This is a genomic window from Glaciimonas sp. GNP009, assembly GCF_054343755.1.
The window spans coordinates 1,641,748-1,655,000 of record NZ_JBTGUV010000004.1 but is presented as its reverse complement, the minus strand read 5'-3'; the positions used below and the strand labels follow the sequence as shown (position 1 = coordinate 1,655,000).

12 protein-coding genes are annotated in these 13,253 nt (G+C 49.8%); 3 read left to right on the top strand and 9 right to left on the bottom strand.

What is annotated here, in order from left to right:
- Nucleotides 1-190 precede the first annotated feature (190 nt).
- The 8 genes from ACXX82_RS08250 to ACXX82_RS08215 form a co-directional block, all read right to left on the bottom strand.
- Nucleotides 191-1,009 (bottom strand): transglutaminase family protein, encoded by an 819-nt coding sequence (locus ACXX82_RS08250; RefSeq protein WP_458562743.1) that lies wholly within the window; start codon nt 1,007-1,009, stop codon nt 191-193.
- Nucleotides 1,010-1,039: 30 nt separating this feature from the next.
- On the bottom strand, nt 1,040-2,053 hold the full coding sequence (locus ACXX82_RS08245; RefSeq protein WP_322233537.1) for an alpha-E domain-containing protein: 1,014 nt from the start codon (nt 2,051-2,053) through the stop codon (nt 1,040-1,042).
- 1 nt (nt 2,054) lies between these two features.
- Nucleotides 2,055-3,470, bottom strand: a complete 1,416-nt coding sequence (locus ACXX82_RS08240) for a circularly permuted type 2 ATP-grasp protein (RefSeq protein WP_322233535.1) — start codon at nt 3,468-3,470, stop codon at nt 2,055-2,057.
- Between the two features lie 163 nt (nt 3,471-3,633).
- On the bottom strand, nt 3,634-4,113 hold the full coding sequence (locus ACXX82_RS08235; RefSeq protein WP_322233533.1) for a cupin domain-containing protein: 480 nt from the start codon (nt 4,111-4,113) through the stop codon (nt 3,634-3,636).
- Between the two features lie 321 nt (nt 4,114-4,434).
- Entirely contained in the window at nt 4,435-6,486 is a 2,052-nt protein-coding gene (locus ACXX82_RS08230; protein WP_416186784.1) for a sodium:solute symporter family protein, read from the bottom strand.
- On the bottom strand, nt 6,476-6,808 hold the full coding sequence (locus tag ACXX82_RS08225) for a DUF4212 domain-containing protein (RefSeq protein WP_322233531.1): 333 nt from the start codon (nt 6,806-6,808) through the stop codon (nt 6,476-6,478). The genes ACXX82_RS08230 and ACXX82_RS08225 overlap by 11 nt, the downstream gene beginning before the upstream one ends.
- A 263-nt stretch (nt 6,809-7,071) precedes the next feature.
- Nucleotides 7,072-8,676 carry a sensor histidine kinase gene (locus ACXX82_RS08220; RefSeq protein WP_458562742.1) on the bottom strand — a complete coding sequence of 535 codons (1,605 nt, stop codon included), beginning with the start codon at nt 8,674-8,676 and terminating at the stop codon, nt 7,072-7,074.
- A 9-nt stretch (nt 8,677-8,685) separates the two neighbouring features.
- A complete protein-coding gene (locus ACXX82_RS08215) occupies nt 8,686-9,402 on the bottom strand; it encodes a response regulator (protein WP_458562741.1) in 717 nt (238 codons plus the stop codon).
- A gap of 435 nt (nt 9,403-9,837) precedes the next feature.
- Here ACXX82_RS08215 and ACXX82_RS08210 point away from each other — a divergent pair, with 435 nt between their 5' ends.
- From ACXX82_RS08210 to ACXX82_RS08200, 3 genes are all read left to right on the top strand, one after another.
- Nucleotides 9,838-10,179: a hypothetical protein gene (locus tag ACXX82_RS08210; protein WP_458562740.1), complete on the top strand. Its 342-nt coding sequence runs from the start codon at nt 9,838-9,840 to the stop codon at nt 10,177-10,179.
- Nucleotides 10,180-10,576: 397 nt separating this feature from the next.
- Nucleotides 10,577-11,569 carry a Tim44 domain-containing protein gene (locus ACXX82_RS08205; RefSeq protein ID WP_458562739.1) on the top strand — a complete coding sequence of 331 codons (993 nt, stop codon included), beginning with the start codon at nt 10,577-10,579 and terminating at the stop codon, nt 11,567-11,569.
- Nucleotides 11,536-11,730: a hypothetical protein gene (locus tag ACXX82_RS08200; protein ID WP_322240765.1), complete on the top strand. Its 195-nt coding sequence runs from the start codon at nt 11,536-11,538 to the stop codon at nt 11,728-11,730. Before ACXX82_RS08205 ends, ACXX82_RS08200 begins: the two co-directional genes overlap by 34 nt.
- Here ACXX82_RS08200 and ACXX82_RS08195 read toward each other — a convergent pair.
- Complete coding sequence (locus ACXX82_RS08195; protein ID WP_458562738.1) at nt 11,727-13,145, bottom strand: aminotransferase-like domain-containing protein; 1,419 nt, start codon at nt 13,143-13,145, stop codon at nt 11,727-11,729. The two genes, ACXX82_RS08200 and ACXX82_RS08195, sit on opposite strands and share 4 nt — an antisense overlap.
- Nucleotides 13,146-13,253 lie beyond the last annotated feature (108 nt).

The following is a 13,253-nucleotide window of genomic DNA, read 5'->3' as shown; positions in this document are numbered from 1 at the left end:
TTACAGCATAGCCATTTAATCTTGGTTATCTAACTAGTAACACGCACATCAAGATGCAACAAGTCGATTTTCCACTATATTTCATGTTGGAAATATTATATTTTGAATGTGTATTTAAGCTCCGTCAGGGATTGCTTTTCATGCGTTGAAACGAAGTGTCATGCATCAGCATATCTTCTAGTGCGCACTATCATGGACTTAAACTTAGCGCTTTAGCGCTGACATGGACACTGACACTCAAGGTTTCTTCTCCGCCACCACGACGAACTCCCCGAACTGGTGCGGCTGAGTCGTAATCGCGGCCGATCGCCAGCCGACAATAGGCATCGCTGGCAAAGCACGCGTGGGTGACATCAATGCTTACCCAGCCTGTAAAATCTGACTGGGCCACCCACACATCTACCCACGCGTGGCTTTCAGCGTGATCGCTATTCCCCGGATCGATATAGCCGGACACGTAACAGGCCGGGATGCCAACCGCGTGGCAGCAGGCAAGAAATAAATGTGCATGATCCTGGCAAACACCTTGGCCCAGTCGTAATGCATCATCTGCGCTGCTGGTGACTAGTGTGGAGCCACTTTGATAAGTGACCGCATTGCAAATGGCTTGCGCCAGCGTGACTAAATCCTCGCTGTTTGGATTACGTGATAAGTGACGATGGGCAAACTCGATGATCGTTGGCGTCGCTTGGGTCAGCGATGTTGCTACGGTGAACACGAGTGGAGAAACTGCACCGGTTTGTGGCAATCGCCCCAAGTACAAGGGGGTGACCGCGATGCTGCCTTCGGCAACGATCCTGACTTCGTTATGCCGACCCGTGATGGTCAACATATGACTCAGATTGCCGAACGCATCCGTGAAGGGGTGGCGCACACCGGAACTGGTGATATGCCAGTTAAGTGTGCGCTGATGCTCTTCGGGACGTGGCGTCAATCGCAACTGTTGAATCGTGTAGGTTAATTCTTCGGTATAGTGATAAATCGTCTCGTGCCTGATGGTTAGCAGCATGATAGTTAGCGGAAGCGGAGCAGAGGCCGGTCAGGCCGCTAGTGGAACCAGAAAGTCACGACTGATACGATTGCCCAATTCAAAGATGCGCTCGAAAAATACCGTCAAATAATCGTGCAGACCGGCCTCAAGAATTTCATCAATGCTACCGAATTGAAGTTCAGCATGCAACTTGCCAGCGAAGCGCTCCGTATCAGCTGATACATTATTGCTGACGTGTTTCAGATTATTGAGGACCTCTTCCATACATGCCGCAAGTGAGCGTGGCATGTCCGCGCGCAAAATCAGCAAGTCAGCGACGCGTGCCGGCGTGATGACGTCACGATACACCTTACGATAAATTTCAAACGCTGAAACCGAACGCAAGATTGCTGCCCAATAGTAGAAGTCAATTTGCGGCTCGGTCTTCGCTTCGAGTGCCTGTTCGTGCTTTTGTTCCTGATCTTGCGATTGGGACTGAGATTGAGATTGTTTTTGCTGCTTCTCATTGGCGCTATGAAACTTGACGTCAATGATCCGTGCAGTATTATCTGCACGCTCCAAAAAAGTCCCGAGGCGGATAAAGTGAAATGCTTCATCCTTCAGCATGGTGCCGATTGTCACGCCACGTGAGAGGTGCGAGCGATGTTTGACCCATTCGAAAAATTCTGCAGGGTTTTGATCTAGCGCATCAGTTTTCAGATAGCCCTGCATTTTTAGCCAGGTGGCATTTTGGATTTCCCAGGCTTCCGTGGTTAATGCTCCCCGCACTGCGCGTGCATTTTCCCGCGCCTGAGTAAGGCAGGCGGAAATAGAGGATGAGTTAGCCGGGTCGCGGACCATGAAATCGATGACGTTTTGCGGTGTCAATGTTTTATGTCGCTTATCATAAGCCTCCTGCAGCTCGGAGATGCCGAGGAGGGCACGCCAGCCTTGCTCAACGTCTTCATCCGCCTGCGGCAACATGCCTGTTTGCAAATGTACATCCAGCATGCGTGCAATATTTTCAGCGCGCTCGGTGTAACGGGCCATCCAGAATAAGTGATCTGCGGTGCGGCTCAACATGTTATTTCTCCAGTATCCAGGTGTCTTTGGTGCCGCCGCCTTGGGACGAATTGACGACGAGCGAGCCTTCTTTGAGCGCCACGCGCGTCAGTCCACCACGTACCATCGAAACGTTTTTTCCCGAAAGAACAAATGGTCGCAGGTCGATGTGGCGCGGGGCAATCCCGGCCTCAACATAAGTAGGGCAGGCTGAGAGCGCCAATGTTGGCTGGGCTATGTAGCCTTCTGGATTGGCGATCACGCGAGCACGGAAATCTTCGATTTCTTGCTTCGTCGATGCCGGACCGACCAGCATGCCATAACCACCAGCGCCGTGGACTTCCTTGACGACCAGATCTTTAAGATTCGCCAAGGTGTATGCCAGATCGTCTTTTTTGCGACACTGAAAAGTCGGGACATTATTGAGAATCGGTTTCTCCGCCATGTAAAACTTGATCATGTCGGGAACGTATGGATAAATCGATTTGTCATCAGCCACGCCGGTACCGATAGCGTTCGCCAACGTGACGCCGCCCGCACGATAGACCGATAGCAAACCGGGCACACCAAGTGTAGAGTCCGGACGGAACGCCAGCGGATCCAGATAGTCATCATCGATTCGGCGATAAATGACGTCGACGCGTTTTGGTCCACGCGTGGTGCGCATATATACTGCGTTATCGTCGACAAACAAGTCTTTTCCTTCGACTAGCTCAACGCCCATTTGCTGCGCTAAAAATGCATGCTCAAAGTACGCTGAGTTATACATCCCCGGCGTCATGATCACGACCGTTGGATCGGTAACACCAACTGGTGCCACGGAGCGCAAATTATCGAGCAACATGTCAGGATAATGATCAACCGGTGCGATTTTATGACGTGTGAATAATTCTGGAAACAGGCGCATCATCATCTTGCGGTCTTCTAGCATATAAGACACGCCGGACGGGACACGCAGATTGTCTTCTAATACATAAAATTCGCCTTGACCAGCGCGTACGATATCGACGCCTGCAATGTGCGCATAAATATCCGAGGCCACTGAAATACCCTGCATTTCAGGGCGGTACTGCGCATTGCGGAAAATTTGTTCCGCAGGGATCACGCCGGCCTTGATGATGTTTTGATCATGATAAATATCATGGATGAACATATTCAGCGCCTTAACACGCTGAATCAGCCCTGCTTCCAGCACCGACCATTCGGCGGCATGAATGATGCGTGGAATAATATCGAAAGGGATCAGTCGTTCGGTACCGGCGTCGTTGCCATACACTGCAAAGGTGATGCCGACACGACGGAAAATGACATCTGCTTCAACGCGTTTTCTAGCAATCGTTTCGGCCGATTGCTGTCCAAGCCAGTTTGAAAACTCACCATAATGGGGACGAGCAACGTCGGAACCATCGGTGTACATTTCATCGAAAAAATTTGCCATAACTTTACTTCGCAGTTGTTTTGTACGTAAACATCAAAAGATTTCCCCTGATGACCAAGGTCAGCGCTGATGGCATTTAGTCTCGTATTAATTTTATCAAAATAGCATTATTCGTACTGAGTGGCAACTGCCCTGCATGGTTAGCCAAGGCAGTTTTAAGCCGTTATTCGCTATTGATAGTTGAGCTTTCAGTTAACTCGGAAAACCAAGGTGTTGGTTTCGGTACTGCGCACGGAGCTGGCGCATCGATTGAGGTGAAGTTAGCGGGGCCAACAACTTCCAGATATTCCATGTCGGGAGAGTAGTCGAATAAAAAATGCACTATACCGGGGCGCTGGTGCACGCAATCACCCGCGTTGACCAGCGTTAATTGGTCCTCATACATGAAGCGTGCCCAACCTTTGAGCATGTAGACCATATGAAACTTTGCTTCATGTCGATGCCAGCCAGTGCCTTCTTCTGGTGCCATGTTCGCCTTCACCAACTGAGCGATGACCTGGCCACCTGTGGCCGCACTAATACCTAAATCGCGATATAGGAAAAAATCCCGGAGACCACCAGGTTCAAATGCAGTATCGCCCTCGCGTATATGAGAAAACGCGGTTTTTGGAACGGTTTGGTCATTGGTGTTTTGCGCATCCATTGCACTGTCCTTTCATGCAAAATACGAATTAAACACGACCATGACGACAATCAATGTCATGGTGACCATTGATAAATCGGTCGCATGGACTGTTGTAGAGTGACTTTAACAGCTACATACAACACATACTCGTAATAAAATTTCAGTAGTAACTTTACTCCTGAATCGCCTTCAAGCGGCGCTCGAAATGACGATTGAGATGATAGAAATTACTCTTTTTGTCTAGCAATTCCCGTGCCAGATAGCTGATGTTTATGGTAACAATTTGCTTAAGGGGAAATCATTCCCTCCCAGCAAGATCGCTTGGCTGCTCGCAGCGCTTCAAGGCGCACGAATATAATCGACCAACGCCATCGTGCGTGCATCCGGTGGTGGTGTCAGTAAGCTGACGACTATCATCGTCAGCAATCCAGCTGGGACGCCAAAAACGCCAGCTGAGATGGGAGCAATGTGAAACCACTGCCCCGTGACGGACCCGCCCAATGCAGGAAGGGTGTGCAACATGTAAAACACGCACATGCCGAATCCGGCAATGATCCCGGCAATGGCACCGTGTTGATTGGCTCTTTTCCAAAATACACCAAGCATGAGCGCGGGGAAAAGTGCCGAACCGGCGAGTGAGAATGCCGCTCCAACCATAGACAAAATATCGCCGGGTTTTAACGACGCGGTATAAGCCGCCAGCAACGCCACGACGAGTAGCAGCAATTTGGAAATCGTAACGCGCTTTTGTGTGGAGGCCACCGGATCAATCATTTTGTAATAAACGTCGTGTGATAGCGCGTTAGAGATCGTTAAAAGCAGGCCATCGGCAGTGGATAGCGCTGCTGCTAAACCGCCCGCAGCAACCAATCCTGAAATGAAATAGGGCAATCCGGCAATTTCTGGTGTCGCCAATACGATCATGTCACCGTCCAGCGATATTTCCGATAACTGTACGATACCATCATGATTCAGGTCGATGATGCTGACCAGCGGATTAGTTTTGTCGATATTGGCCCAATACGACACCCAGTTTGGTAGATGCGCGTACTCGGTCCCGACCAATGAAGTATAGATGTCGTACTTGACCAATACCGCTAAAGCAGGGACCGTCAGGTAGATCAATAAAATAAAAAACAGCGTCCAGAAAACCGATTTACGCGTTTCTTGTACCGATGGCGTGGTGTAGTAGCGCATCAACACATGCGGCAATGCGGCTGTCCCTAGCATCAGGCAAAACACTACTGCCAAAAAGTTGTTACGTTTAATATCCGATGCTTCTTTATCCTTGCCCGGAAATGGGGTTGCTTGTGGCGTGGGTGGCTCGGCGTGCGCCAGATTGAGGGCTTTGGCATCTCTCCATCTCTGCTGGGCTTCTTCCGGTGATTTTGGATATTCGCTCAACTTACGATTGGCAACGCGAATGTCGATCAGCGAAGTGTCACTGCTATGTTTTAAGGCTTTAAGTTCGCGCTGTGCTTCGATCCGACCTTGCGTCCAGGATTGAGGCAAATTGTTCAAGCGCTTGTCGAATGCTTCGGCACGTGCTTTGTAAATACTCCGCACCTCTAATTCTTTGGGATCATCGCTCAACGTTTTTTCAATATTGCTTAATTGCGTCATGACCGAGCCATATGCAAATTGCGGAATTGGATTATGTGTATGTTTGGCTGATAGCCAGATGACGGGAATCAAGTAGGCAAAAAGAATGATGATGTACTGCGCCACTTGCGTCCACGTAATCGCGCGCATTCCACCTAAAAATGAACAAACCAAAATGCTGGCAAGACCGAGAAAAATGCCAACGGAAAAATCGACGCCAGTGAAGCGCGACGTGATAAGTCCGACACCATAAATTTGTGCCACCACGTATGTAAATGAGATGAGTACAGTGGCGATTACCGCCAAAATGCGAACTGGATTGCCGCCATACCGACCACCAATGCGGCCGCTGTAGCGTGCGGCCAAAAAGTCCGGAATAGTGTACTGACCGAATTTGCGTAAATAAGGCGCAATGAGGAGCGCAACCAGACAGTAGCCGCCGGTCCAGCCAATGATATAGGCGAGACCATCAAAGCCCTGCAAATATAAGCCCCCGGCCAAGCTGATGAAAGTTGCTGCCGAAATCCAGTCGGCAGCCGTTGCCATGCCGTTAAAAATTCCCGGTACACGTCTCCCCGCAACGTAATATTCCGACACGTCGGATGTCCGGCTAACGACGCCAATGCCCGCATACAGGGCGATGGTAGCGAACATGAACATATAACCAATCCAGGAGCGTGGAAATCCTTCTTTTTCGAGGATGGCGAGAATGATCAGAAAGCCAATGAAGCCTGCGGTGTACCAAGCGTAATAGCGCGTCAAACGCGATAAGAATGACTTACTTTTCATTATTGAGTTCAGCCAGTTGAGACGACTTCATTGCGCGCAGCTTTGGATCGGGCAAAGTCATATCGGCATCACGGTCAAATCGTCCCATTTGCCAGGTATATATACCGACGAGTAGGAGGTAAATCACGACCAATCCTTGTGCGGCCATATAAAAAGATAAGGGCCATCCGAACACGGTAACGCTTGATAATTCTCGCGCAAAGAAAATCACAAGAAACGTGACCGAAAACCAAATCAGTAACAGGCTGAAAGTCAGTTTTTTGGTCCTGCGCCAGTGTCTGGCATTGCGAGCAGCGATATTCTGAGGGACGGATTGGGCCATGGTTTTAGTCAACAATCAAAGAATCAAAAACATTGAACGCGCTACAATCTGGCGAGTACTTTAAGGGACTTTTTATGCAGCTCCTTTACCTTTGAACCTCAAGATTGCGGAGGCAGTAAGCTGCATTTATTTAACATTTTCTGTGCTTATTTTCTACTGACTTGCGACTTTCCTCTGCTTATTTTTTCCTGTATTACAGACTTCTTACACTGGCTTTTTAATCATATTTTTTACTCACGCAACCGCTAAACTGCAATACGCTTTTAGCGATATTCATCACGAAAATTAGCTGGGGAAGTTTGCTTGAATGTGACGCGAAATAAACACCCTGGCAGCTTTTGATCGTCGCAACGAGGATTGTAAAAAATACTGACGTCAGCGTCATGTTGTTGGGCTATTTCCCGCACGATAGCGAGCCCTAAACCGCTTCCGCTCCGATTGCTGTCAAGTATGCGATAGAAACGCTCGAACACACGTTCACGCTCCGCTGGCGGGATACCTGGGCCGGTATCTTCTACTTCCAGAATTGCCTCTTGCTTATTTTCTCCGGCACGAATGCGCACCGTCACGTGGCCTTCTGGCGGCGTGTAATGCAACGCGTTATCAATCAAATTGCTCATCAACTCTCGCAGCATCATTGGATTGCCGATGACAAGGAGAGGTTGTGGCGCTTCTTCGAAGCCCAGATCGATACGCTGTGTAAACGATGCTTGTACCCAGTCGCCCACGACGTTGCGTGCCAACTCTGACAATTCAATAGGAATGAGAGCGGTACTTTCCTGGGTTTGATTTTCTGCACGCGCTAACGAGAGCAGTTGATTTACAAGGCGCGTGGCAGAATCTGAACTCTTCGCCAATTGCTCAAGGGACCGACGAATATCGTGACCGTCCGTTTGGCGCAGCGCCAGTTCGGATTGCATGCGCATGCCCGCCAACGGCGTTTTCATTTGATGCGCGGCGTCAGCGATAAAACGTTTTTGGGTTTGTATCGTCTGTGAAAGACGTGAGAGCATGTCGTTGAGCGAGCGTACTAAAGGCGATATTTCCTCGGGAACCTGACCGGAATCAATGGGGCTTAAGTCATCAGGTCGTCGAGCTCTTATCCGTTGCTGCAATTCGGATAGCGGTGATAAACCGCGCGACAAGGCAAACCAGACGAGTGCGAGTGCGATCGGCAGAATCAAAAACTGCGGCAAGATCACTCCCTTGATGATTTCATTGGCTAACTGTGCACGTTTTTCCAGCGTTTCCCCTACTTGCACCAACGCCATCGGCGGCGCCGGATCATTGATGTTGGCGCTAGCTGCATCGTTACGCAAATCGACATACGTGTACGCCACCCGCACGTCGGTGCCATGCATCGATCCATTATGAAATTGTACGGTGCCTGCATGCGGTGGATCCTCATCCGGGGCAATCGCTGGCATTTCCCGGTCGCCGTCGACATATTCACCCTTGGGGCCGGTGATCAAAAAATAGATATTGTCGATATCATCGGCACGCAAAAAATCGCGCGCTGCACCCGATAAGCGGGTAACGACCTTACCGTTGGCTTGACTAACCTGTTGTGATAAGACTGTGACGCTATCATCCAACGCGCGGTCAAATGGCTGGTTGGCAATGGACTTAGCCACTAAATACGTGATGGCGATACTCATCGGCCATAGTAATAGCAATGGCACCAACATCCAGTCAAGAATCTCGCCGAATAGTGAGCGTTGAATGCGTTCTTTCGATTCACTTTCTAACGCCACGCTCGGGTCGAATCCGAGATCGAGATCGAGACCGATCTCGGATTCGACTATATGATCCCGATCCGAGAGGGGTATGCTGGAAGCCTGCGCGGCCATGATTTGGTCGTCACGCATCTGAGGAAATTATTTTGTACTGGAGAAGGTAGCTGGCGGTGTTTGCGGGGGAGGCACCTCAGCAATTTTTTCGAGGCAATAACCCAATCCGCGCACAGTCGCAATCCGCACACCGCCGACTTCGATTTTTTTGCGTAACCGGTGTACGTAGACTTCAATGGCATTATTGCTGACTTCTTCACCCCACTCACACAAGTGATCGACCAACTGTTCCTTCGATACCAGACGACCGGTCCGTTGCAGCAACACTTCCAGTAATCCGATTTCTCGCGCGGATAAATCCAGCATCTGATCGCTTATATAGGCGATCCGGCCAACCTGATCGTAAGATAACGGACCATGTTTGATCACGGTCGGGCCACCGCCAGCACCTCTGCGCGTAAGCGCGCGCACGCGCGCTTCGAGTTCCGAGAGCGCAAATGGCTTGGCCATGTAATCATCGGCGCCCAGATCAAGCCCTTTGACGCGCTGTTCGATGGAGTCTGCTGCGGTTAATATCAGCACCGGCAAACGTGAGTTACGTGCGCGCAGGCGGCGTAGTACTTCCAGACCAGCCATTTTCGGCAGTCCTAAATCAAGGATCAACAGATCGAAATCTTGTGTCGATAATGCCGAGTCAGCTTCCATACCGTTCAGCACGCAGTCGGTCGCGTAACCGGATTGGCGTAATGAACGGGTGAGTCCGTCGGCTAAAACACTATCATCTTCAGCGAGTAAAATACGCATGGCTAAGTTTGCCTTTTGGATGTTCTATGATCGGGATATGGCGCTGGTTATGATTGTTTTCAGCAGCTATCGTCGTCGGCTTACATTCTGGGCTTTATTCGTCGGCTACATTCAGCGTCGGTCAGTGTTTTCGGTTGCGCGTTGCTAATAATACTTGTTACTTTATTGTTACTTTTGTCTCAAGCATAGTCTAGGGCGTTTCCGCCATAGCGGCAAGCGTTGTAACTATTTAAGACCATCGGTTACTGAGTGTATCTTTAGCGTGCACTTTATTCACAAATTAATCTGAGATTTGGGGTAAGTGGCTAATGGTGCGGCCGATTGAGGCGACGACCCGGCACTTTTGGTATAATAAAGAAGTTGTTCCTTTGAAATTTATTATTGCGATTATTCATGATCCGAGTGTTGATACTTTTCTTGACGTTTTTGCTGCCTATGCAAGTATTTGCAAGCGGTGTAGACGCGCATATTAAGTTCGCACTGGCGCAAGACAATCATGCATTGGTACAACATGAGCAGCTACAGCAACAATCGCAATTTCTTGATATCGCCGATGTGATGGCGTATCAAAAAAGCATGAGTGAAGATTGTTGCTCGTTCGGTGATGATGAAGATTCAGGTGAACTCAATTTGCATGCCGACCTGAGCGACGAACCAGTGCCAGCACTTGGCTTCAACTTCAGACCAAATTCATCTCCGTTAGCCGCTGCGCACGGCAATGACGGCATGCGTGAACCGCCTTTCTTACCCCTCATTTCTCCTCCACCTCGAGCATAAACACTGTTGGCTAACTGCGTTTTCGGTTAGTCAGCAATATGCGTTGGCCGAATTGTTATCGGCTTAATGCGTATATTTCACGCTCTATTTCTGTAAATCTTCATTTTTAGTTGTTCTGCGATCCTGCTTGTCGCTACACGTTCGCGCAGCCGCTAATGTACGCCACCTGGTTTCATCATCCGGTCGCATCAATTAGTGTTTAGTGCAATGGTGAGTTAAAGGTCGCAAGGGGCGCTACGTTGTTATTTGCATTGTCAATTAATTGCAAGATTTTCACCTGATGGCAGACTAGCTTACGTGGGTAACAACCGCTAAGCGAGGAAAGTCAGGAAGTTTTTAGCGAGTATGGCCCTTCAAGTGGCCCTATTTCACACTGATTTAAATCTCGGGAGTTAGCATGAAAAAAATGTTTATTGCGCTGATGGTCGTTGCGATGACGTTGTCAGTCGGCGTTTCATCGGTAGAAGCAAAACGTATGGGCGGCGGTGGTTCGTTTGGGAAAAAATCCCAAAGCATGAATCGTCAACAGGCCACGCCAGCACAAAATCAGGCAGCTGCTAAAGCCGCTCCACCTGCTGCGGCCGCAGCAGCAGTTGGTGGCGCAGCCAAGTCCAGCGCATGGAAAGGAATGCTGGGCGGCGCGTTGTTGGGCTTAGGTCTTGGTGCGTTGTTGTCGAGCATGGGTCTTGGCGGGGCGATGGCCAGTATGATCAGCACTATTTTAATGGTGGGCTTGTTAGCGGTGGCGGGTATGTTCATCTACCGCATGGTGCGTCGGAAAATGGATAGCAACAATGGCATGAAGCCAGCATTCTCCGGATCTGGCCCGATGAATAACGTTCGCAGCGCAAGCTTTACGCCGGAAATTGCGTCACGTATGTCAAATGTGGAACCAGCGCAAAAGACCACATTTGACTCAAACACATTTGATGCGCCAACCAGTACCGGTGCAACGACTGGCACTGCTTTTGGCGCTGCAAGCGCATCTTCAGCGGCGGGCAGCAATGCGATTGATGTACCGGCAGATTTCGATACAGCGGGTTTTGTGCGCCATTCAAAAACCAACTTTATCCGTTTGCAAGCGGCGTGGGATAAGGGTGATACCGATGATATCCGTGATTTCACTACACCTGAAATGTTTGCCGAATTGAAAATGCAATTACAGGAACGTGGTCAATCGGCCAACAAGACGGACGTGATCACGATTGATGCTGAATTCCTCGGCTTGGAAACCATTGGTAACGACTACATGGCTGGCGTCAAATTCTCGGGCATGATCAAGGACGATCCAACAGCACTGGCAGAGCCGTTCAATGAAATCTGGAATCTAACCAAGCCTATCCACGGCAATGGTGGATGGACTTTGGCTGGTATAGAGCAAGTGGCCTAAGTTATAAAACCTTTGATGGCGCTCACTTGACGGTGAACGCAGGTCTTGCTGAGCTGAAAATAAAAAACCGTCTGCGAGAAATTGCACGCGGTTTTTTATTATTTTTACCTGCTTGTATGATGGGAAAAGAGGTAATGCGTCAATGCGTGCCTCAAGCTTAAATGCTCTGGAAGAAACTCACCAATTCAGGCACGTCTGAATACGCTACGTTGAAGCGAAACCAAGGTTGCGCTGGTGCAGCTAGATGAAAAAAGTCTCCCGGCGCAAGCCAAATTCCTTTTTGTCGGGCAAGGTCGGCAATATCACGGGCCGATAAATCAGTATGTTCAAATTTTGCCCAAGAAAACATACCCCCGCGTGGTGTGGCAAATGGCGTCAATCCAGCTTCGATCAGTCGCGCATTGACGCGCGCTTGCGCATTTGACAAAGCGGCAGAAAGGTTCTCAACGTGACGACGGTGATGACCTTCAGTCAATGCGCTGTGTACCAACCGCTCGGTAATTTCCGAGTTAGTGAGTGTAAGTACCATTTTGGTATGGACCAATTGCCGCGCTAATTCACGCTGGCAGGCGATGTATCCCAGTCGAAGCGAAGGTGCGACTGTTTTGGAAAAGCTACCAACGTAGATCACCCGCTGCAAGCCATCAAGCGCGGCCAGCATCGGATCGTTTGGTTGGCCTAACTCCCGAAAAATATCGTCCTCGACCACCCAAAATCCGTTTCGCTCTGCCGCCTGCAAAACCCTCATGGCACAAGCGGGCGTATAGGAAGTGCCCGTTGGATTGTGCAACACACTGGTCGTGAAGTACAACACGGGTTTATGTGTCCTGGCTAATATCTCCAGTTGCTCGGTATTAACCCCGCTTGGTGTGCGCGGGATGCCGATCACGTTCACATCCGCCATCCTCAACATCGCGATTAAATTACAATAACTAGGATCGTCGACCAACACGGTATCACCGCGCTTGACCATAGTTCTGATAATCAGATCAAGCGCTTGCGTCGCGCCATGTGTCGTAAGGATGTGGTCAATCGGCACCTCAAGCGACCATTGTGCCAAAAATTGACTAATAGTCAGCCGTAGTGGCGCATAGCCGCAAGGATGACCGTAGCCAACTTGCTGCGCGCCAGGCGCTCGGATGATGCGCCGTTCGGCCTGATGCAGACCATCGTCGTCCAGCCATTTTCCCGGCAACCATCCGCATCCCGCTTTGATCGGAACACGCTCATCTGCAAACATTTCGGATAACAACCAGGCAGAATCGATCACCGGCTCAGGCGGATTAAAGGTGGGTATTGGTTGTGTCTGCGTGGATTGATAAGCGATGAAAAAGCCAGCGCCACGGCGCGCCGCCACCAAGCCGCGCGCTACAAGCCGTTCATAGGCTTCCACGACCGTTGACGTTCCAATGCCCTGATCAATACCGAATTGGCGTACGGATGGTAACTGTTCGCCTGAACGGAGCATGCCTTGGGCAATTAATTGCGCAAGATTCGTGGCAATCTGATCGACCAAACCGATGGGGGAAGCGCGGTCCAGCGATAACTGGATGGATTTGGCGCGTGCTTGTTTCATGACAATTCCTGGCGATTTTAGATAAAATTTCGACAACTAGTTCGACAATAATTGCGCAATCCAAAGAGCGAGGCAGAAAAGGTATTAAAAAAGCAACCTAAAAACACT

Bases quoted from the DNA above. Each gene is read 5' to 3' on its own strand.
- ACXX82_RS08225 (WP_322233531.1), bottom strand. From the start codon at position 6,808: ATGGCCCAATCCGTCCCTCAGAATATCGCTGCTCGCAATGCCAGACAC.
- ACXX82_RS08220 (WP_458562742.1), bottom strand. From the start codon at position 8,676: ATGCGTGACGACCAAATCATGGCCGCGCAGGCTTCCAGCATACCCCTC.
- ACXX82_RS08200 (WP_322240765.1), top strand. From the start codon at position 11,536: ATGGACTTTGGCTGGTATAGAGCAAGTGGCCTAAGTTATAAAACCTTT.
- ACXX82_RS08195 (WP_458562738.1), bottom strand. From the start codon at position 13,145: ATGAAACAAGCACGCGCCAAATCCATCCAGTTATCGCTGGACCGCGCT.
- ACXX82_RS08250 (WP_458562743.1), bottom strand. From the start codon at position 1,009: ATGCTGCTAACCATCAGGCACGAGACGATTTATCACTATACCGAAGAA.
- ACXX82_RS08235 (WP_322233533.1), bottom strand. From the start codon at position 4,113: ATGGATGCGCAAAACACCAATGACCAAACCGTTCCAAAAACCGCGTTT.
- ACXX82_RS08245 (WP_322233537.1), bottom strand. From the start codon at position 2,053: ATGTTGAGCCGCACCGCAGATCACTTATTCTGGATGGCCCGTTACACC.
- ACXX82_RS08240 (WP_322233535.1), bottom strand. From the start codon at position 3,470: ATGGCAAATTTTTTCGATGAAATGTACACCGATGGTTCCGACGTTGCT.
- ACXX82_RS08205 (WP_458562739.1), top strand. From the start codon at position 10,577: ATGAAAAAAATGTTTATTGCGCTGATGGTCGTTGCGATGACGTTGTCA.
- ACXX82_RS08215 (WP_458562741.1), bottom strand. From the start codon at position 9,402: ATGCGTATTTTACTCGCTGAAGATGATAGTGTTTTAGCCGACGGACTC.
- ACXX82_RS08210 (WP_458562740.1), top strand. From the start codon at position 9,838: ATGCAAGTATTTGCAAGCGGTGTAGACGCGCATATTAAGTTCGCACTG.
- ACXX82_RS08230 (WP_416186784.1), bottom strand. From the start codon at position 6,486: ATGAAAAGTAAGTCATTCTTATCGCGTTTGACGCGCTATTACGCTTGG.